This window comes from Pseudomonas brassicacearum, from assembly GCF_000585995.1.
Classification (GTDB): domain Bacteria; phylum Pseudomonadota; class Gammaproteobacteria; order Pseudomonadales; family Pseudomonadaceae; genus Aquipseudomonas; species Aquipseudomonas brassicacearum_A.
The window spans coordinates 4,033,730-4,054,614 of sequence record NZ_CP007410.1 but is presented as its reverse complement, the minus strand read 5'-3'; the positions used below and the strand labels follow the sequence as shown (position 1 = coordinate 4,054,614).

The window sequence follows — 20,885 nt, the reverse complement described above, 5'->3', positions numbered from 1 at the left end:
TTTCTGGTTATTTAAAAACCTTTAAAAAAACAGTTGGTTATTCTTGGATTTGGACAGATTTTATTCTGTTGATGAAGCTGGTCATGCCCGTTCGAGAATCAATGGACAGCGCAGGAACGAGCCGTCATCTGCAAGTGAAATACGAACACGGATAGTCAGCCACTGAACGAGCGGCGCCAACCCTCGCGTTCGGCGAGCTGGCGCCCGTATCCAGGAATACCTTTTTCATGAGGAACTACTAACTATTTGGAGCTGTGGAGATGCCCTGAAAAAATCAGACCGTGACGTCGACCACACTGGCGCTGCGCTCAGTCATCTGCGTGACTGTTTCATGCGTCATCCGCTCACCTTTACTCCACAACTGAGAAGAGAAGAAACCGTTCAGAGTCTCAGCGTTTGGCATTGCCCCTTTTTTGAGGAACAAGGCACCCAGATCGATGGTGTTGGCGAAGTTGTCCTTGTTCAGGATGTACCCACCCGTGAAGTTGCCACCCCACGTAGCGTCGGCGGCCACCAAGTCAATGGAGGCATCGCGGTAACTGCTCGCTGCCGATTGCAACGCACTGGAGGCATTTAGCAGTTGGTTCAGCCGATCCATGTCGGCAGCGCTGAGCTGGCCTGAACTGTCGAGGGCCTTGAGGTTGCCATCCGCTTCAATGGTGAAGCCAAATTTTTTGTCGGCCAGATCCGGATAGGTGTAGGCCAATGCTGACTGGAACTCTTCGAAAGCAAATTTCAGCGATTGATGGGCGTTTTTGTGTTGCGCGGCAATTTGCGGGAAGTCCGGCGACTGGGTCCGAGCGATCATGCTCTCGATCGATTCCGTTGTCGGGATCGGCACTGGGGTTTCATTGACCGGATGGTAGATCGCCGCCGGATTGATGTTAACCGACGTTTTCAGCAGGTCTTCACTGAGCGTCTTCGCGGTCAATGGTTGGCTGGTTTGGCGCAGTTGAGTGGCTGATGGCTGGGTAAACGTAGCGCTAAAAGAAACGGTCATGTCGTCATTCCCTGGACGTCCGAAGTAGGCAATGTATCGACGGCCTATGGAAAAATTTGAGTGCTGCAGAGTGAGAACCTGACGGACTGAAGCTCAACCCAGGCATGCCACTGGACGGGACGTTTCTGGCTCCTCAGTTGTACTTTACCCACAAAAAACCAGATGACAGCAGAACCGACTATCCTTTCGTAACACTGCACTCTTGGCAAAAAGGGACGCCATGCCAGACCATGATCGCGCTATCGGCTCCGGACCCGGCATTCCATGCGGTCATCGAACCTGTCTGGTCAGGCCCTGGTTACTCAGGCCCTGGCCACTTTGGATGGTTTCAATGACGGTTTTCTGCCTTGTCACGGCATCTCCGGGGTACGGCCAGAGCCTGCCCACCGCCGCGGGTGGAGAAAACGCCACGGTTACGGTGATTCAAGCACAGGAAATGGTTTCCAGGGCCAGCCTCGGAGCCGTTCGCTGGAGCGGTCCTGAATCCGGCCCGCAAGCGCCGCGGGGCAAGAGCATCGCCCTTGTCGCAGAGGATTTGCGAAACGGAGGCATTGTCGGGGTGGCGCAGGGCGCTCGCGAGGCCGCCAAGGCGATGGGTTGGACGCTGAAGATATTCGATGGCGCCGGCTCATCGGCCGGGCGCGCAAAGGCTTTTTCCGATGCCTTGGCCGCGAAACCCGACGGCCTCATTCTGTGCGGCTCCGATGCCCTTGAGAACAAGGCGGCGCTGACCCTCTTTGCCAACAAGGAGGTGCCGGTGGTGGGCTGGCACGCCGGGGTACGCCCCGGGCCGATTGACGACACGCCGGTGGCGATGAACGTTACGACTGACCCGCTCGAAGTGGCTCGCCTCACGGCCATGGCAGCAGTGGCACAGTCAAACGGACACGCCGGGGTGGTCATCCTGACCGACTCCAAGTACAGCATCGCCATGGCGAAAGCCAAGGCCATGGAAAACGTCATTCGGGCCTGTCGGGAATGTACGTTGCTGGAAGTGCGCGATGTCGCGATCTCCGAAAGTAGCGAGAAGATGCCGGCGATCACCAAGGAGTTGCTTCAGCGCCATGGCAAGCGCTGGACCCACACGTTGGCCATCAACGATATCTATTTCGACTACTCGATTGCCTCATTGACCAGCGCCGCAATACCCAGTGACGGCCTCAGCCTGTTGTCTGCCGGTGATGGCAGCGCTTCGGCTTTCTTGCGCATACAGGCAAAAACCTACCAGACCGTCACCGTGGCCGAGCCGCTCAACTTGCATGGCTGGCAACTGATGGATGAATTGAACCGGTTGTTTGCAGGGCTGCCGGTGAGCGGCTTCGTTGCGCCGGTTCATCTGGTCAATGCCGACAATATCGCCTTCGACGGCGGGGAAAAATTTCAGTACGACCCTGACAATGGCTATCGAGACATCTATCGGCACCTATGGAATCCCTGAATTTGAACGTGACTTCCCGGCTCGCAAGGCAGTATCGCCGGCTATTGCCGCAATCGCTCCGCGCACAGTTCACACTGGCGTTTCTGACGCTGGCGCTGCTGATCCTGGCGGGTGGTGCAACGGCGGTCTACGCGCTGCGCACGTCAAACAGCGCCACCCGCCAGCTGACGGATGAACGACTGGTTCGCATGCAAAATGGGCAAGACATGCTGCATCGTACTTCGTTGATCGAACGCCAGACCGATCAGCTCCTGACAACCCGCTCCCCTGACACCCTGCGCTCAAGCTATGCGGCGACCGTCGAACAGCTTGAAGCCCTCGATCAATTGGTGCAGCAGCTGACTGCCGCGAACAGTGGCGTGGCGATACTCGACATGCATCAGTCGAGTCAGATGTTCCGCAATACCGCCAACATCGTTGCGCAGTTGCGAGAAAGCCTGCTGCAAACCGAGGTCACGTTCGAGCAAACCCTGAAGGATCAGACTGCCCGGTTAACCGCGACCCAGACCCGGGCCAACCTGGAACTGGCGGTGTTACTTTTCGAGCTGCCGCAGGCTGTCGACAGTGATGCCGTGCAACGGCTGCGGATCCGATATGCACACCTGTCACAGGCCGCAGGCAAGTTACCCGACGCTGATGGGGTGACGTCCGATCTCTTTTCCCAGCGCTTGAGGCTCATCAATCAGCACAACGTCATACAGCGCTTTAATGAGGAACTGAAGAATGAGGCAGGGGTTCTGGTGACGGTGGCCCGTACTCAATCCAGCGCTTACACCGAAGACTATCGCGAAGCCGTGCAGCGCCTGGTCGAGGCCTCGAATCGTAGCCAGCAATGGGTACTGATCATGTTGGGCGCCAGCCTGGTGTTCGCCTGGTTCGTGACCCGGGTTTTCATGGGCCGTCATGTGCTCGTACGCCTGAATGAAATAAGCCGGCAATTGCGTCAGGAACATACGGAAAAAACCCATTTGATGATGGCCGAACATGGGAAGGACGAGATCGGCAACATGGCTCGCGCGGTGAATCAGTTCCTCAAGGACCGAATTCAGCTGGAAAAAAAAACCGTCCAACTGAGCATCGCCACCGAGCGGCTCGCTGTGCAAAACAATCGACTGGAGCAAGAAGCCATCATCCGGGCCGGGCAGGGTCATGTCCTGGAGCTGATCGCCAGGAGCACCGAGCTGGCAGAAGTCCTCGAGAGCCTGGCTCACCTGGTCGAGTCCCAGCTGAAAGGGATAAGGGTGTCGATCCTGGTACTGGATGAAGAGGGCAAGCACCTGCTACACGGGGCTGCGCCCAGTTTGCCGAAAGCCTACAACGAGATTATCGACGGGATTGCGATCGGTCCGAACGTCGGTTCATGCGGCACCGCGGTGTATCGACGAGAACCGGTCATCGTCACGGATATCGAGCTGGATCCGCTGTGGGAGGAATACCGCTCGATCGCAGCACTCTATGGCATTCGCTCATGCTGGTCGACGCCGATTTTGTCCCATGAGCGAAAGGTATTGGGTACGTTTGCCTTGTATTCCAGCACCGTACGCAGCCCAAGCGCGTTCGAGGCGCGGCTGATCGACATGGCCACACCGCTTGCCGGCATTGCGATAGAACGGCAACTGACGGAAAAGCGCATTCGTTACATGGGTGACCATGATGCGCTGACCGGATTACCCAATCGCACGCTGCTCGAAGACCGTCTCAAGCAGGCCATACTTTATGCCCAGCGCTATAACCGTCTGGTGACGGTGGTGTTTCTTGATCTGGACAAGTTCAAACTGGTCAATGACAGCCTTGGGCACAGCGCAGGAGACGAACTGCTGAAAACCGTCGCCCAGCGCATGCAGGGGTGTGTACGCCGCACCGATACTGTCGTGCGGCTGGGTGGCGATGAGTTTGTGATCGTCCTGTTCGATCAGCCATCAGACCTCGACGGCGTGACCCCGGCCCTACACAAAATCCAGGAAGCCATCCTGCAGCCGATCCAGCTCGGCGGACATACACTTCACGTCACCTGTAGCATGGGGTTGGCCTGCTATCCCGCCGACGGCAGCGATACCGATACATTGCTCAGCAACGCGGACGCCGCCATGTACCGGGCCAAGGAACTGGGTCGCAACAGCTACCAGTTCTATACGAGCGAGATGAATAACAAGGTCCAGGGCAAGCTCGCCATGCAAGACGGGCTTCGAAACGCGCTCAACCATGACGAGTTCCTCCTGTTGTATCAGCCACAGGTGGATTTGCATTCGGGCCGGATTATCGGCGTAGAGGCGTTGATCCGCTGGCAGCACCCCGAGCTCGGCATGGTGTCTCCAATCAAATTCATTCCGCAGGCCGAAGAAACCGGGTTGATCGTGCCCATCGGTGACTGGGTGATTCATGCCGCGTGCAGACAGAACAAAGCCTGGCAGGATGCGGGTTGGCCGCCGATCACCATGTCGGTGAATATTTCAGCACGCCAGTTCATCGAAAGGAACCTGATCGACCGGGTGAGGCATGCCCTGCAAGAAGCCGGGCTGGACCCGATGTACCTTGAGCTGGAGCTGACCGAAAGTCTGATCATGCAAGACCTTCAGCAAGCCATCAGCAAAATGAAGGAGCTGCAATCGATGGGGATCAGCCTCTCGATCGACGACTTCGGCACCGGGTACTCCAGCCTCGCCGCATTGAAAACCTTCCCGATCGCGAGACTCAAGATCGATCAGTCTTTCGTGCGCGACCTGCCCGACAACGAGAACGACAAAGCCATTGCCACCGCCGTGATTTCGTTGGGGCACAAACTGAACCTCAAGGTCATTGCCGAAGGTGTCGAAACTGAAGAACAGCGAACGTTCCTGTATGAAAACGGCTGCGATGAAATCCAGGGCTTCTTGTTCAGCAAAGCGGTCAGCGCAGAGGAAGTCGGTCTGTTGCTGCGTACGCCTCGGTTGCCTCAATCGAGCCGCGTTGCGAACCCTGACTCGGCAAGGCAAAAGCGCGATGTAAAAGGCCCGGGCAGTCAAATGCCCAGGCATTGATGACTCGGCGTACGGTAAAACGCAGCCTCATCCAATCACAGCATGCGGCGCAGGACGTCGTTGCGAGGGTCGCGGTCGAAGACCCGGTGCTTGAGGGCGCCCGCGACATGCAACACGATCAGCCCGAGCAGGGTATAGGCGAGCACCTTGTGCAACCATTGAAAGACGACGAACCAATCGTCATTTTTCGGAAGGAGCTCGGGCAGGTTGACGCCAAAAAAGAACACGCCGTCGCTCATTGTGTAGGTGCTGGACATCGAGTAGCCCATCAGCGGTACGGCGACGATCAGTACGTACATGGAACGTTGCACCAGGCGTGACAAAAACCGCTCATGGGCGGCCAATGTTTCCGGCGGCAACGGGAGTCTGGGGGCGCGCCAACGCAAGGCGATTTGCACCAGCACCAGCAGAAACGCCAGCACTCCGAAGGACTTGTGCCATGGGTAATAAAGCTCGTACTTGCTCGCCACTTCATCGTCCATGCCGGTCATATGCCAGCCGACCCAGAGGAGGCCGGCGATAAGCACGGCGCGTACCCAGTGCAAAACTCGCAGGGATGCTGGGTACCGATCAATTGTCGCTTGTTTTATGGCGTTCATCGCAGCCTCTTCATTGATCATCAAGACATCGAAAATGCACGGTTCAATACCACCCTCGGCGACACAAGGCCTCGAGGGTGGTCGGTGCAGTGATTGTTTTTCAGGTCGGCAGCAGGACGGTGATGACCTTCTCCTCGGTGTAGGCCAACGCGCCGCCAAACCCGCCCTCACGGCCAATGCCGCTGGCCTTGACGCCACCCCAGGGCAGGTTGGCGTCCAGCGGGCTCCAGCAGTTGATACCCACGGCGCCAGCCTTTACCGCAGCGGCTACGCGGTGCGCTCGCACCAGGTCGGCGGTCCAGACCGTGGCCGCCAGGCCGTAGGTGGAATCGTTGGCCAGGGCGACCGCTTCATCTTCGCTGTCGAAGGTGATCACTGTGCCGACGGGCCCGAAGATCTCATCCTGGGCGATCGCCATGTCATTGCGGGCATTGGCGAAGATCGTCGGTTGGACAAACCAGCCCTGTTCAGGGCTCGATACACCGCCGGCCAGTAGCGAGGCGCCTTGGTCGATGCCCAGCTGGATGTAGCGGTTGACGCGATCGAATTGCGCTTTCTTGGCCACCGGCCCCATCTGTATGTCGGGTTGCCGGGGATCGCCCACCTTGACCGCACGGGCAGCATCGGCAAGCGCCGCGGCGAAGCGATCGGCGAGGCTGCGGTGTACCAGGATGCGCGAGCCCGCTGCGCAGATCTGGCCTTGGTTGACGAACAGGCCGAGCGCGCAGCCGCGCAGCGCGTCCTCGAAGGAGGCGTCGTCGAAGACAATCTGTGGGCTCTTGCCGCCCAGCTCCAGTGCCACGCGCTTGAACAGCACGCCGGCGGTGCGCTGGATCTCGCGTCCAGCCTCGGGGCTGCCGGTGAAGCTGATCTTGGCGACGTGCGGGTGTTCGCACAACGCGCGACCCACCTCGTTGCCGTAGCCGGTGACCACGTTGATCACGCCGTCAGGGAAGCCCGCTTCCTGGGCCAGCGCCGCCAGGTGCAGGGCTGACTGCGGGGTTTCTTCCGAAGGCTTGATGACCACGGTACAGCCTGCTGCCAGCAACGCGGCGAGCTTCCACACCGTGATCATCAGCGGTGAGTTCCAGGGCACGATGGCGCCGACCACGCCCACCGGCTCGCGTATCGTGTACGAGAGGGTCTTGGCGCCGAAGTAGCCACCGGTGGGAATGGTGCGCCCCTCGAGCTGGTTGGCCCAGCCGGCGGCGGCGCGCAGGTTGGCGATCGCGTTGGGCAGGTCCATCCGGCGCGGTTCGAGCGGTGAGCGACCGATGGCGTTGGCGTCCAGGTCGGCCAGCAATTCGCTGTCGCGTTCGACCAGGTCAGCCAGTTTCGACAGCAGTCGAGCGCGCTGAGCGCCGTCAAGCTGGCTCCAGGCGCCACGCTCGAGTTGGGTGAGCGCCGCGCTCACGGCACGGTCCACGTCCTCGGCCGTGCCGCGTGCGGAGCTGCCGTATGCCTGTTCTGTCACGGGGTTGATGAGGGGTATGCGACGACCGTCGGAGGCTTCGAAGGACGCGCCTTGGATGAAGTGATTCAAGTGCTGATTCATATGGGAGCCTGTGTGATAGGGAAGGGTCGGGGCTGCTCGCCTCATGCCTTGAGGGAAGCCAAGGCGTCGCCAAAGATGTCCAGGGCCTTGAAGAACAGCGAGCGTGAGATCGTCAGCGAGGGCATGACCCGCATCACATTGCTGTAGCGACCGCAGGGAATCATCAGCACACCGTGGTTCAACAGGTAGCCCATGAGCTGGCCGATCTTCTGGGGTTCCAGGGGGGCCTTGGTGACCGGGTCTTCCACCAGCTCGATACCGATCATCAGGCCGCGGCCGCGTACTTCACCCACCAACGGGCTGTGGAATCCGCGGATGCGTTCCTGCGCCTCCAGCCCCAGCGCGTGGGCACGGTTGAGCAGATCGAGCTCCGGGTCTTGCAGGATGCTGATGTTGGTCAGCGCCACTGCCGCGGACAACGAGTTGGCGGCGAAGGTATTGGGCATCGAGCCGTCAGGAATCGCGGCCGCCAGGTCCGAACGCATGATCAGGCCGGCCATCGGCAGGTCGCTGCCGATGCCCTTGCCGAAGGTGAGCATGTCGGGCTTGACGCCGGAGTGCTCGACTGCCCACATCTTGCCGGTGCGCCCTGCGCCGGACTGCACTTCATCAACGATCAACAGCGTGCCGCTGCGGTCGCAGGCCTTGCGCAACAGTTGCAGGAACTCTGCCGAAGGGGGCACGTAGCCGCCTTCGCCCTGCACCGGTTCCACGATCACGGCGGCCACGTCATCGGCAGCGGTGTAGGGCGTGTTCAGCAGGTAGTCCACGTATTCGCCGGCGATCTGCTCGGCGCTTTTGTGAGTGGTGTCAAAGGGAAAACGGTAGGCATAAGGGTAGGGGGCGTGAATGACGCCGCCCATTTGGGCGCCATAGCCCTTGCGGTAGGCCGTGCCTGTGGTCAGGGAACCCGAAGCGTTCCACACGCCGTGGTAGCCACCGTGGAAGGCGATGATCTGGTGCCGCCCGGTGATGCGCTTGGCAAACTTGATGGCGGCCTCCAGCGCATCGCTGCCGCTTTGCGTGAAGAACGTGATGCAGTCGCCACGCAAACCGTCGGGTGCGATCTCGGAGAGCTTGGCTGCCAGTTCGGTGCGCCGGGTGCTATTGACTTCCAAGGCATGCATCAGCACCTCGGACTGTTCGCGGATGGCCTGCACCACCTTCGGGTGGCAGCGGCCTACGCTGCTGACACCCACGCCTGCGGACAGGTCAATGTAGGTGTTGCCGTCCGGGTCCTTGAAGGTCGCGCCAAACGCACGGTCCATGGCCACGGGCATGCGTCCGCCGCCGCGCGCCATCGACTCGGTGCGCTCCGACAACGCCAGGGCCTCGCGGGTCTTGGGACCAGGCACGGTGCCGGAGGTAATCCGCGGGGCATCCGCGAAGTGCAGGGATTCAAGTTTGGTTTCGCTCATGACGGCCTCTCAGAATGTCGGTTTCAGTGTGCCGATCATCCTCGTGGCGTGCTCCTGGCCGGTAGCCCGAATCGGCACATGGGTGGACCGCCCCGAACGCGAGCTCCAGTGGATTGACTGTTCGTCAGAGAATTGTGCAATATTTTATCTATGTGCGAATATCACACGGGAAAGCGACCTAAAAACAATAATATTTGCAGAGGCTTTCGCGCATTATGAGAAATCAGAGCATAAGCCATTTTCGAGACATTCATGTCCATGCCGCCACCATCCAGGAGTGGAACCAGGACTACAACCAGTTAACCGCCGGTTTGGCCGAGAGTTCGCTCATGCAGTTGACCACTGCGCGATGCCACGTTTTTCGCGAGCAGATTAACCAGCGTGTCGTGCAGCACGGCGTGGCCCCCCGGGGCAGGATGTGCTTCGCGGTGCCGGTCACCGTCCCGGGTTCGACGCGGATGCAGGGGCGGGAAGTGGACGACAGCAGCCTGTTCTTTCTCCATGGTGGCGAGGAGTTCATGTTCCATATGCCGATGGGCATGGAGCTACTGTCCATCACGTTCGAACGTGAATGGTTCGAGCAGGCGTTGGCGCAAACGACGTCGGCCAAGGAAATCAGCCAGTTGTTGCGTCAACCGGTGATCAGGGTTTCCAGTCAGCGCTTCGCCCATGCTCGCCGCCGATTGCTGGCGGTGTTCTCCCAGGCCCTGGCGCACGAAGAGCTCGACAGCGCGGATGATCCGGCGTTGGAGCAGGCCATGCTCGGTGAGTTGCTGCAACTCATGACCGATCCGGCCTGCAATAAGCAGCAGCGCATCGCAAGCTCCACGCGCAGCTTCATTGTCGAGAAATGCCACCGTCTGGCGACCGCAGAGATGATCACCGTGCCCAGCGTGAACGAGCTGTGCCAGCGACTCCAGGTGAGCCGGCGTACCGTGCAGAACAGCTTCCGCTCGGTTGCCGAGACGACGCCGCTGAACTACTTGCGCTCCGTGAGGCTCAACGGTGTGCGCCGAATCTTGATATCTACCCCCGCGTCGCATCTTTCGATTGGCGATGCCGCTGCCCAGTGGGGCTTCTATCACCTCAGCCATTTCGCGGCGGAGTACCAGGAGCTGTTCGCCGAGTTGCCATCCCATACCACGCGCGCAGCCATCCCCGGTTGCGCCCATGCCTGAACATCAGCCCGCTGCACTCAGTGTCGGGCGGCCGTTGACGCCACAAGGATGTAGAAAAAGATGAATAGTCTTCGCCGCCTGCTCATGGTCTTCGACCTGTTTCGTCCGGAACAACCGGTCATCGATGTGGACATCATTTGCCGGGAGCTCGGCTACGCGCCCGCCACGGCCTACCGCTATCTGCGCGAACTCGGTGACGCGGGCTTGTTGAAGCGATTGCCGCGCGGCTACGCACTCGGCCCGCGAATCGTCGCGCTGGAGCATCAGATGACCCACTACGATCCGTTGTTGGCATGCAGCCGGGACCTGGTCGACAAACTGGTCGCCGACACCGGCCTGGATGCACTGGTCAGCGAGTGGCATGGCGACTCAGTGGTCAACGTGCTGATTCGGCGTGGCTCGGATGCCGGCCCTGTCGGTGGTGACCGAGGGCGGTCGATCGATCTTTTCCACAGCGCGACCTCTCGGGTCGTATTGGCTTATCTGCTGCCGCGCCAGATCCGACGCCTCTACGACGCTCACGCGAACCAGTCTCGATTGCTGGACTGGAAGCCGTTCAGCAAGAGCCTGCTCGCCATCCGCAAGCAGGGCTACTGCATCAGCGAAAACGAGCTGCACCCGGGACGCAGTGGCGTCGCGGCGCCGATCTTCGACGAAAAGCAGCGAATCCTCGCAAGCATGACCCTGGTTGGGAACAGCGAGCGGTTCCGTGCGTTTCAGCAGAGCTACCTGTGTGAGCTGGTGACTGGCGCGGCGGCGAAACTGACGGCGCGTATCGCCCAGCAGTGAGTCGTTGCCTTGGCCTGTTTGGAACGAGATACCGATTTGGGATATCGGGGCGTTCACGGGGAGGCATAGGATCAGGTCCAGCATGCACAAGAGCGACAAGCTATTCGGTGATGGTGAGCGGCTGACTGCACCGATCCTACAGCGACTGCCTCATACAATAAGGTCAAGAAAAAATGACTGTATCTGTTCCGATCAACAGTTCGACTGGGTTGAAGCGCGGTGCCTTGGGTGTCGGCTTCATCATCTTCTTCGTGGTTTCGGCCGCCAGTCCTTTGAGCGTCATCGCCGGTGGTTTTCCCATTGGCATCATGCTGGGTAACGGTGCGGGCACGCCGGCCCTGCTGATATTGACGCTGCTGGTGTTGTTGGCCTTCTCGGTGGGCTATACCACCATGGCCCGTCATGTGACCAATGCCGGTGGTTTTTATGCCTTCTCATCTCGCGGCTTGGGTGGTTTGGCTGGCGGTGCCGCCGGGGTGCTGGCGATGTTCGCCTACAACATTCTCCAGATCGGACTCTACGGTATGTTCGGGGGCGTGGTGAGTAGCACGATGGCCAGCGTGTTTGGGCTGGAGCTGGCGTGGTGGTCTTACTCGCTGATGGCGATGGCCAGTATCGCGATCCTCGGCTATCGCAAGATCGATCTGTCTGCCCGGGTGCTCTCGATTGTGGTGATTGCCGAATACCTGGCCATCTTGACCCTGGATTTCGCCATTCTCAAAACCGGTGGCGACAGCGGTATCAACCTGGATTCGTTCAGCAGTCGCCATGTGTTCAGCGGTACGCCTTCAATCGGCGTGCTGTTCTGTTTCGCCGCCTTTATCGGCTTCGAGGCCACGACTATCTACGGCGAAGAGGCCAAGAACCCGCAACGGACCATCCCGATTGCCACCTACTGCTCGGTATTGCTGATCGGTGGTTTCTACGCGCTGTCGGTCTGGTCAATGGTCGTCGGCATAGGGGCGGACAAAATCGTCGCCACGCTGCAGGCCTTGCAAGACCCAACGACGTTTATTTATGGCATGTCCGACCATTTTGTCGGCCCGTATCTGACCCAGATTATCCGAGTGCTGTTCATGGTCAGTATCTATGCCGGGCTGCTGGCCTTTCATAACGCAGCGGCCCGTTACTTCTACGCCATCGGGCGTGACGGTTTGTTGCCGAGCCGGTTGGGTACGACCCATCGGGTCCACCAGAGTCCCCATATGGGGTCGGTGTTGCAGAGCCTGATCTCTGCCGTGGTCGTGCTGATTTTTGCCGCCATGGATGCCGATCCGATCCTGCAGCTGTTTGCCTGGTTCTCGAACCTGGCCACCCTCTGTGTGATTTTGTTGATGGCGCTGACCTCGGCGGCCGTATGGGCCTACTTCCGGCGTCATCCTGAACTCAAGATCGGTCTCTGGCGCGGACGGATCCTGCCGGGCGTATCCTGCCTGGCGCTACTGGCGGTGTTGATCCTGGCAGTGGTTCATTTCGATGTGCTCACCGGGGCCAGCAAGGTTCTGTCCTATGCCCTCTGCGCCATCATCCCCGCGGCCCTGCTGGTGGGGGTGTGCCTGGCGGCGCGACTGCGCAAGGCAGCGCCGGAGCGCTACCGGGCACTGGGTAGCCACAAGCTCTGAGGCCTCAGGCCATGGCGGCAGGGTTGGGTTAAACGGCCTTGTTCTCGACCAGACAGTTGCCGCCATCCACCACGATGACTTCGCCGGTGATGTAGCTCGCGTCTGGAGACGCGAGGAAAGCAACCAGTGCGGCCACTTCATCGGGACGTCCGGCCCGGCCCATCGGTGTGTACCGTGCGGCCTGGGCTTCTTCGGGGGTGCTCGATCCTGTAGCGATCCAGCCGGGAGCGACGCTGTTCACAGTGATTCCCTGCTGGGCCACTTCAAGCGTCAGGCCCATGCTCATCCCGACCATTGCAGCCTTCGCGGCGCTGTAAGCCGTTTCGCCGCGATTGCTGCATCGCGTGCCAGTCGTGGAGCTGATATTGATAATGCGCCCGTAACGGCGCGCCTGCATTCCCGGCAGGACAGCTCGTGTAAGAAGAAAGGCTGTTGTCAGGTTTCGAGCCAGCGAAAGGTTCCACGTCTGCAGATCCATGCTCGCCAATTCCGAAAAAGTCTCCGGGCTTCCTTGCATGGCCATGCCCGCGTTGTTCACCAGTATGTCGACATGCCCCCAAAGGGATTCCGCCCAAAGACAAAACTCACGCACCTGATTTTCATCGGTGAGGTCGATGGCCCGCCCTTCGACTTCGAACCCTTCGGCGCGCAGGTCTTCGACTCGATCAAGGATGCGGGCGCTACTCGCCGTGACGATCAATTTGGCGCCGGCTGCGCCAAGCCTGCGGGCGATGGCCATGCCTATTCCGATCTCACTTCCAACGCCACTGACGAGTGCCACGTGATCTTGCGCTATAGCGTTCAGCATGCTGATCTCCGGATACGATTGAAGAGCGTACCGTAGTTCAGATTCACGCTTTGTGTGCATCTTCTTTTGCAGTGTCTGAGCGTCTGTAACGGGGCGATCTGTCCAGCGTTCCCCGCGCAAATTGGCACGGCCTAGGGCTGTCCTTTGGCGCCGGTTGAGACGACGCTTTCGAGACCGGCTGCGTGGGGCATTTCATTGGGCACCACCAGCAACCGCTCACGGCGACATTTGAATTTCACGCCTTTGCGCGGCGCCATGTCCCTGGTCGTTTCCATGCATATTTCTTTGGTGGCATAGGTAGGTCCAGGCTTGCGTTCTTCCACACAGCCTTCGTTGCCACTGCAAATCGCCATAACCACAAAGTATACGGTCATCATCCTGTGTTGCTCCCATCGAAGCGATGCGATTGATGCGTCCTGCGTTAGCCCTGATGGGCCCAAACGAGTAGCAATGACAGGCGGATGATGAGCCTTCGTTCAGACCCCCAGCAATGGCGTATTGATGCCTTTTGTCGGAAAAATGGCACTATTTCTAACTTTTGTTGTTTCGTCAAAATAGTCGCCAATATGTTGGCGTTTTGGCCGGCTGAAGAGGGTAAATGCTATGAGGAAGGCATCCCGGATCAAGCAACGGAAGTCGCCTTGAAATCCGGGGTTTTTCTGGTCGATAGAAGCGGTTTGCGCTGTTCAGCGCAGCTTTTAAATAAGCCTCACTGCGGCCACTGCTCAAGCAGAATCGAGACAAATTTCTCTGCGGCGGGGGACAGCGAGGCACCCCGTCGATAGACCAGGCCCAGCGATCGATTTACCACCGGTTCGATCAGCGGCACGCTGACCAGGGTTGGATGGTCCCCGGCAGGCATTGCCAAGCTGGGCATTGCCGAGACCCCCAGGCCCGCCTCGACCAACCCCAGCGACGTGGACAAGTGTTGCACTTCGTAGAACCACTGCGGACGCCAGCTCAGGCCCGACAAGGCATGGTCGAGGAGCATGCGGTTGCCGCTCAGGCGACCGACCCCGATCAGTCGATAATCACTGAGTTCCGACCAGGTGACGGCGCTGCGATCAGCTAACTCATGGTCGCGTCGGCACGCCAATACGAAGGGTTCGTTGACCAGGGGGACGAATTCGATGTCCGGATGCTGGCCGCTCATCATGTTGATGCCGAAATCGGCTTCGCCTCGTAGCACCGCCTCCAGGCCTTCGTTGGCACTGAGGTCGAGCAGGCGAATGCGAATTTTTGGATAGCGCTCGTTATACAAGCGGATCACCGAAGGCAAAAAATAGAAGGCTGCAGTCGGGATGCAAGCCAAGGTCACCCGGCCGATCTGTCGCTCCGCCAACTCGCGAATATTGAGAATCGAGTCGTCGAAATCGTCCAGCAAGCGCCTCGCCTTGGGCAAGAAATCCCGTCCGACGCTGGTCAAGCTGACTTTGCGCGTTGTGCGATCAAGCAAGGCTGTACCCAAACCTTCCTCAAGTTTTTTCATCCGTCGGCTCAGGGCCGGTTGAGACAGATGCAGCGCATCGGCGGCTTCATGAAAGCTGCCTAGTTCAGCGATTTTCACGAAAGATCGAATGTCCTGAAGCTCATATTCCATGTCTTTTCCCACCAGAAAGAGCCCTACGTGGCTCCAATTATCCTAAAATAATTAATTCGTGAAACGCAATAATCTCTCTGATCTTTGCATTGGAAACACTTTTGAAAGCCTGCCACTCTTGTTTCTAGAACATCAATTATCCAGATTGATCAACAAGAGTTAGTGTTCATGCAACGAATTCCTTGTGTGCTAATGCGTGGTGGTACATCCAAAGGACCGGTATTTCTTGCCTGGGATCTACCCACCGCAATCGCCGAACGTGACGAGTTGCTGCTCAACCTGATGGGCTCCGGCCATGAGCTGGAAATCGACGGCATCGGTGGCGGCAGTCCGCAGACCAGCAAAGTGGCGATCGTCAGCCCCTCCCTGCATTCCGAGGCGGATGTCGATTATCTCTTTGTCCAGGTCATGGTGTCCCAGCGTCGGGTCGATACCGCGCCCAACTGCGGCAATATGCTCTGCGCCGTTGGCCCATTCGCCATTGAGCAAGGATTGGTCAAGGCCTGCGGTGACCTGACCCAGGTGCGTATTCGCAACCTCAATACCGGGACTTTTGTCATTTCCGATGTGCAAACCCCTGGAGGCAAGGTCTGCTATGAAGGCGACACCGCCATCGACGGCGTGCCAGGCACCGCCGCTCCGGTGCAATTGACCTTTCTCGATGCGGCAGGCAGCAAGACGGGGAAGCTTTTCCCCACCGGGCAACCGCTGGATATGATCGACGGGATTCCGGTGACTTGCATCGACATGGCGATGCCGATGCTGGTCGTCGAGGCGAGTCAGCTTGGCAAGCGCGGCGACGAAAGCCCCGCCGAGCTGGACGCCGATAAAGTCTTCCTGCAGCGCCTGGAGTCCCTGCGGCTGAAAGCCGGCCTGGCCATGGGCCTTGGTGACGTCAGCGACAAGGTGATCCCCAAGCCGGTACTGGTGTCGCCGGCGAAGTTTGGCGGAACGCTTCACGTGCGCTACTTCATGCCGCATAGCTGCCATCGCGCTCTGGCGATCACGGGCTCCATCGGGCTGGCCACCGCTTGTGTGACCGAAGGCAGCGTAGCCGCTCAATTGCTCAGCGGAACCCGCAAGCCACGCCTGCAGCAGGTTCGCATCGAGCACCCAAGCGGTGGAATAGATGTCGTGTTGTCCTACACCGGCGACGAGGGGAAGACCATTCGTGCCTCGGTGGTGCGTACCGCCCGCAGGCTTTTTTCAGGTTTCGTCTACGCCACGACTTCGCATCGCCTCGCCGGATAGCCCAGACAATCATTGGCGTTCGCGTCCAGTCAGGCACACTGAGCGTGTTGCCAGGCAGGTTGGAGGCCGTGCGCCAGGGTGTTGGTGAAGTACTCATAACAACAAGAGATCAAACATATGCTCGCTTTACTTGGCTTGGCCATGGTGGTGGTCTTCACCTTCCTGATAATGACCAAACGTTTGTCGCCCATCGTGGCCCTGACGGTCGTGCCGATCGTCTTTGCGGTCATCGGCGGGTTTGGCGGTACCACCGGCAAGATGATGTTGGACGGCCTGAAAATGGTCGCTCCTTCGGCGGCACTGTTGCTGTTCGCGATCCTGTTTTTCGGCCTGATGATCGACGCCGGCCTGTTCGATCCGTTGATTCGCAAATTGCTCAAACGGGTCAATGGAGACCCGATGAAAATCGCCGTAGGCACGGCTCTGTTATCGCTGGTGGTGGCACTGGACGGTGACGGCACCACGACCTACATGATCACCTGCGCCGCCATGTTGCCGCTGTATAAGCGCATCGGCATGAACCCCATGATTCTGGCTACCGTTGCAATGCTCTCCCTGAGCATCATGAGCGGCATGACCCCTTGGGGTGGCCCGGCGACCCGTGCAATCGCCGCCTTGGGCCTGGATGCCGGTGAGTATTTCGTTCCGTTGCTGCCCACCATGATCGGTGGCGCCATGTGGGTGGTGTTCACTGCCTTTCTGCTGGGCCGGGCCGAGCGCAAGCGTATTGGCAATGTGCAGCTGCAAAGTGGCGGCAATAACTGCTACATCAAGGCGATCATCGAGGATACCCCGCACAAGCGTCCGAAACTGGCCTACGTCAATCTGCTGTTGGTGATTGCGGTGATGGTCGCGCTGGTGATGGGGCTCATGCACTCGGCGATCCTGTTCCTGATTGGTTTCGTCTTGGCGCTGATGATCAACTATCCGCAACTGGATATTCAGAAGGAACGTATCCTCGCGCACTCGGGCAACGCCATGACAGTGGTTCTGCTGGTATTTGCCGCTGGTATCTTCGCCGGGATTTTCTCCGGGACGAAAATGGTCGATGCGCTGGCGCAAACCCTGGTCGACTGGATTCCGCCATCCTGGGGGCACCTGTTCCCATTGGTGGTTGCGATCACCAGCATGCCGTTGACCTTCGTGCTCTCCAACGATGCGTACTACTTCGGGGTCGTGCCTATCCTGGCCAACGCTGCGGCTGCGTATGGGATCGATCCGGTGGAAATCGCACGGGCTTCCATTCTCGGTCAGCCGGTGCACTTGATGAGCCCGCTGGTGGCTTCGACCCTGTTGTTGGTGGGCATGGTTGATCGCGATCTCGGCGATTTCCAGAAAGCCACCGTCAAGTGGGCCGTGCTCACGTCCCTGGTGATTACCGCGCTGGCCTTGCTGACCGGGGCGTTGACGCTGTTTTCCTGATCCACCCGACACTTTTTGCTGTTCTGCCTGACACGCCTCGCTATCGAGGTGTGCGCTGGCCCGCACGCCAAATAACAACAACGAGAAGTTTGACATGACTACTTTTCTTACCCGTGGGGCTTTGTTTCCAATGCTTGGCTTGTTGCCGTTGGCCACCGCCAGCGCCGAAGGCTTCATCGACGACAGCAAGCTGAAGCTGCAACTACGCAACGTCTACTTCAATGAGAATTTCCGCGACGAGCACGGCATGAGCGCACGCGCGGCGAGAACCGCGAAGAGCGAGCGCACTGAATGGGCCCAAGGCTTTCTGTTGGATTACCAGTCAGGTTTTACGCCAGGCACCGTCGGCTTTGGCGTCGATGCCTTGGGCCTGCTCGGGGTCAAGCTCGACTCCGGACCTGGCCGCAGCGGCACCGGCCTGTTACCGGTGCACGACGACGGCCGTGCGGCCGATGAGTTTGCCAGCGCTGGCGTGACCGCCAAGGCCAGGGTGGCCAAGACCACGGTCAAGTACGGCACCTTGTTGCCCAAAACGCCGGTGCTGATCTACAACGATGCGCGGCTGCTGCCCCAGACTTACCAAGGCACACAGATCAGCAGCACTGACATCGACAATCTTGCCCTCACCGCAGGTTCCCTGGAACGCTTCAAGCTGCGGGACTCGAGCGACAGCATGCCGATTGTGCCTGACGGCTATGGCGGCGATGAGTCAGGCGATTTCAATTACGCCGGCGCCGATTACAAGCTGGGTAAGAACATCCGCCTGAGCTACTTCTACGGTGAGTTGGAGAACTTCTACCGGCAGAACTTTGCCGGCATCCAGCACGATGTGCCGCTGGGTGCCGGGGTTCTGACCAGCGACCTGCGTTACTTCAACAGTGTCGATTCGGGTTCGGCCTACGGCGGTAAGATTGACAACGACATGCTCAGCGGTCTGCTGTCCTATGCGGTTGTCGGCCACACGTTCAGCGCTGGTTACCAGAAACTCAGTGGTGAGGCCGGTTTGCCTTACATCAGCGGTGCCACAGTCTATTCCTTCAGCAATGCCGGGATCGGCAAGTTCATCGAGGAGGACGAGAAGACCTGGATGCTCGGCTACGGCTACGACTTTGCCCGCCTCGGTGTTCCCGGCCTGACTTTTTCCAGCCGCTACCTTAGCGGTAACGATGGCAAGTCCAATACTGCAGTCAAGGAATGGGAACGTGACGTAGAAATTGCCTACGTTGTACAGCAAGGCACCTTCAAAGGGCTGGGTGTGAAGCTGCGCAATTACGTCTATCGCTCGGATTTTTCACGCGGTCGGGACAGCAACCGGATTTACGTTTCCTACGACATTGCCCTTTGGTAGGGGAAGGGCGCATCAGTGATGCTAGCTGGGCCACTAGCATCGCTTTGACCTGCGGCCATTCGGAATCGATGATGCTGGGTGATCATGCCTGAACTCTTAGCGCACTGATGATGAACGCATGAAGGCTATTGACCGCCTTGGACCCGCGAGAGGCCCGGCTGCGCAGAATCGAAACATCCATGGGTTCGATGTTTCCCAAACCGTGCTCGCTGCTCAGGACCTGGAGCGATGCCTGCACGGTGCACTGGGTGATCGCGGCAATGGCGAGACCACCCTCGACGGCGGCCACCTGGCCCGCAAGGCTGGAGCTGTTGTACACCACCTTGAATTGGCGTCCCTGTTGGCTCAATGAGTTCACCGCATACCGCCGGGCCAGGCTTTCACTTTCGTAGACTGCGATGGGCAACGGGTCCCGTCGCCACAATTCGAACTGTGGCGAGCCCACCCAAACCATGGGCTCCTTGAAGAGAAATGTACCGCTTTGAGGTGAGTCCCTGGAAACCAGCGCCAGGTCAAGATCGCCGCTTCGCACACGCGGGATAAGCGTGGTCGACTGTTCACAGGTGAGTTCTATTTCCACGCCTGCGTAGCGCGGCGAAAAACGCTTCAGGACGGGTGTGAGGTACCTGGCCGCGTAGTCCTCCGCGACGCCAAGGCGGATTCGTCCGGTTAACTCTTCACCGTGAAAAGCCGCTTGGGTCTCGGCATGGAGTGCGAGCATGCGACGGGCATAGCCCAGCAGCGTCTGGCCGTCGTCGGTCAGTTGAAGGTGTCTCGGGCCACGACTCAACAATGGCCGTCCAAGCGCGGTCTCCAGTTTCTTCATCTGCATGCTGACAGCAGACTGCGATCTGTTGACCTCGTGGGCGGCGCCAGAGAGCGAACCTGCATCCACCACTGCCACGAAGCACTTGAGCCAATCGATCTGCAAATCACTGGCAGGCATCGGTGTGACCTCTATTCGTTAATCGAATGGCTAAGACGTGAATTATGCGCTTTTCATGATAGCTACTCGCCCGCAAGATGCTGGCTTGAATCAACACATCGTGGATCTGATCATGCCATTCGAGACCTGGTTGCTCTACCTGGTTACCTGCTGCGGCATCGCGGTAGTGCCGGGGCCCAATGCGCTATTGGTGCTGACCCATGGAGCCATTCACGGGAGTCGGAAAACACTGTTCACGATCACGGGCGGCGTGCTGGGTTTTGCCTTCGTGCTGACGCTTTGCGCGTTGGGATTGGGTGCACTGATCCAGGCGTCGGCCACCGGGTTCACCGTATTGAAGGTTGTCGGCGGGCTTTATCTGATCTGGCTGGGTTTCGGCCTGTGGCGATCTGCTCCCGTCAGCCTTGAGACGACCGGTGCTACCAGCTTTCGACATTGGTCGCTGTTCCGCCAAGGGCTGGTATCGGCCATTTCAAACCCCAAGGCACTGCTGCTGTTCACCGCGTTCATTCCACCCTTCCTGGACCCGCAGCGGAGCATCATCGCGCAGACGATCGCCATCGCGCTGACCTACGCAGTCGTGGAGTTCATCGTTGAGTATGCAGTGGCCAGCGCAGCGCACCGGGTCAGGCCTTGGTTAGCTCGAACGGGCCGCCGATTCAATAAAGTCTGTGGTGGGTTTTTTGTACTGTTTGGGTTGGCCTTGCCCATCCATGCCTGAGGGCAGGACTTTCCGTATCAGACGGAGTTCGGCCGCACCTGCGCCATACAAGTTCGGCGTTGAGCTGTTGGAAACCACCGAACACTCCCACCTTGACCAGCCCCATCGTTAACGAGCCGGCAGCTTCGGTCGCACACTCTGCTATAAATCCATAATCAAACGCTGCATATGGA

Annotated in this window: 17 protein-coding genes; 9 read left to right on the top strand and 8 right to left on the bottom strand. The window is 59.1% G+C overall.

The genetic code is table 11. From position 1 onward, the window contains the following. Nucleotides 1–274: 274 nt before the first annotated feature. A complete protein-coding gene (locus CD58_RS17045) occupies nt 275–1,000 on the bottom strand; it encodes a hypothetical protein (RefSeq protein WP_025214212.1) in 726 nt (241 codons plus the stop codon). Nucleotides 1,001–1,418: 418 nt separating this feature from the next. Between CD58_RS17045 and CD58_RS17040 the strand changes: the two genes are divergently transcribed. Further along, nucleotides 1,419–2,438 carry a substrate-binding domain-containing protein gene (locus CD58_RS17040; protein ID WP_025214211.1) on the top strand — a complete coding sequence of 340 codons (1,020 nt, stop codon included), beginning with the start codon at nt 1,419–1,421 and terminating at the stop codon, nt 2,436–2,438. Next, a complete protein-coding gene (locus tag CD58_RS17035; RefSeq protein ID WP_025214210.1) occupies nt 2,426–5,455 on the top strand; it encodes an EAL domain-containing protein in 3,030 nt (1,009 codons plus the stop codon). Before CD58_RS17040 ends, CD58_RS17035 begins: the two co-directional genes overlap by 13 nt. A gap of 35 nt (nt 5,456–5,490) precedes the next feature. Here CD58_RS17035 and CD58_RS17030 read toward each other — a convergent pair whose 3' ends face one another. The 3 genes from CD58_RS17030 to CD58_RS17020 all read right to left on the bottom strand — a co-directional run bounded on the left by CD58_RS17030 (nt 5,491) and on the right by CD58_RS17020 (nt 9,027). After that, nucleotides 5,491–6,054, bottom strand: a complete 564-nt coding sequence (locus CD58_RS17030) for a cytochrome b (RefSeq protein ID WP_025214209.1) — start codon at nt 6,052–6,054, stop codon at nt 5,491–5,493. Between the two features lie 100 nt (nt 6,055–6,154). Continuing rightward, nucleotides 6,155–7,609, bottom strand: a complete 1,455-nt coding sequence (locus CD58_RS17025; RefSeq protein WP_025214208.1) for an aldehyde dehydrogenase family protein — start codon at nt 7,607–7,609, stop codon at nt 6,155–6,157. A gap of 41 nt (nt 7,610–7,650) precedes the next feature. After that, nucleotides 7,651–9,027 (bottom strand): aspartate aminotransferase family protein, encoded by a 1,377-nt coding sequence (locus tag CD58_RS17020; RefSeq protein ID WP_025214207.1) that lies wholly within the window; start codon nt 9,025–9,027, stop codon nt 7,651–7,653. A gap of 215 nt (nt 9,028–9,242) precedes the next feature. On the opposite strand from CD58_RS17020, the gene CD58_RS17015 reads away from it, so the two are divergent. The 3 genes from CD58_RS17015 (at nt 9,243) to CD58_RS17005 (ending at nt 12,616) form a co-directional block, all read left to right on the top strand. Then, the gene (locus CD58_RS17015) at nt 9,243–10,205 is read left to right on the top strand and encodes a helix-turn-helix domain-containing protein (RefSeq protein WP_025214206.1); all 963 of its coding nucleotides are present in this window, start codon (nt 9,243–9,245) and stop codon (nt 10,203–10,205) included. Between the two features lie 60 nt (nt 10,206–10,265). After that, complete coding sequence (locus tag CD58_RS17010) at nt 10,266–10,994, top strand: IclR family transcriptional regulator (protein ID WP_025214205.1); 729 nt, start codon at nt 10,266–10,268, stop codon at nt 10,992–10,994. A gap of 173 nt (nt 10,995–11,167) precedes the next feature. Then, a complete protein-coding gene (locus CD58_RS17005) occupies nt 11,168–12,616 on the top strand; it encodes an APC family permease (protein WP_025214204.1) in 1,449 nt (482 codons plus the stop codon). A 28-nt stretch (nt 12,617–12,644) separates the two neighbouring features. Here CD58_RS17005 and CD58_RS17000 read toward each other — a convergent pair whose 3' ends face one another. The 3 genes from CD58_RS17000 to CD58_RS16990 form a co-directional block, all read right to left on the bottom strand. Continuing rightward, nucleotides 12,645–13,424: an SDR family NAD(P)-dependent oxidoreductase gene (locus CD58_RS17000; protein WP_025214203.1), complete on the bottom strand. Its 780-nt coding sequence runs from the start codon at nt 13,422–13,424 to the stop codon at nt 12,645–12,647. Between the two features lie 131 nt (nt 13,425–13,555). Next, nucleotides 13,556–13,801 (bottom strand): hypothetical protein, encoded by a 246-nt coding sequence (locus CD58_RS16995; RefSeq protein WP_144238583.1) that lies wholly within the window; start codon nt 13,799–13,801, stop codon nt 13,556–13,558. Between the two features lie 332 nt (nt 13,802–14,133). Then, a complete protein-coding gene (locus CD58_RS16990) occupies nt 14,134–15,024 on the bottom strand; it encodes a LysR family transcriptional regulator (RefSeq protein WP_025214201.1) in 891 nt (296 codons plus the stop codon). A gap of 168 nt (nt 15,025–15,192) precedes the next feature. Here CD58_RS16990 and CD58_RS16985 point away from each other — a divergent pair, with 168 nt between their 5' ends. The 3 genes from CD58_RS16985 to CD58_RS16975 all read left to right on the top strand — a co-directional run bounded on the left by CD58_RS16985 (nt 15,193) and on the right by CD58_RS16975 (nt 19,045). After that, the gene (locus tag CD58_RS16985; RefSeq protein WP_025214200.1) at nt 15,193–16,275 is read left to right on the top strand and encodes a 4-oxalomesaconate tautomerase; all 1,083 of its coding nucleotides are present in this window, start codon (nt 15,193–15,195) and stop codon (nt 16,273–16,275) included. A 117-nt stretch (nt 16,276–16,392) separates the two neighbouring features. Continuing rightward, on the top strand, nt 16,393–17,697 hold the full coding sequence (locus tag CD58_RS16980; RefSeq protein WP_025214199.1) for a CitMHS family transporter: 1,305 nt from the start codon (nt 16,393–16,395) through the stop codon (nt 17,695–17,697). A gap of 94 nt (nt 17,698–17,791) precedes the next feature. Next, nucleotides 17,792–19,045, top strand: a complete 1,254-nt coding sequence (locus tag CD58_RS16975; protein ID WP_025214198.1) for an OprD family porin — start codon at nt 17,792–17,794, stop codon at nt 19,043–19,045. Between the two features lie 82 nt (nt 19,046–19,127). On the opposite strand, the gene CD58_RS16970 is transcribed toward CD58_RS16975, so the two are convergent. Next, nucleotides 19,128–19,991 carry a LysR family transcriptional regulator gene (locus CD58_RS16970; RefSeq protein WP_025214197.1) on the bottom strand — a complete coding sequence of 288 codons (864 nt, stop codon included), beginning with the start codon at nt 19,989–19,991 and terminating at the stop codon, nt 19,128–19,130. A 112-nt stretch (nt 19,992–20,103) separates the two neighbouring features. Here CD58_RS16970 and CD58_RS16965 point away from each other — a divergent pair, with 112 nt between their 5' ends. Further along, complete coding sequence (locus CD58_RS16965) at nt 20,104–20,712, top strand: LysE family translocator (protein ID WP_025214196.1); 609 nt, start codon at nt 20,104–20,106, stop codon at nt 20,710–20,712. The last annotated feature ends 173 nt before the right edge of the window (nt 20,713–20,885 follow it).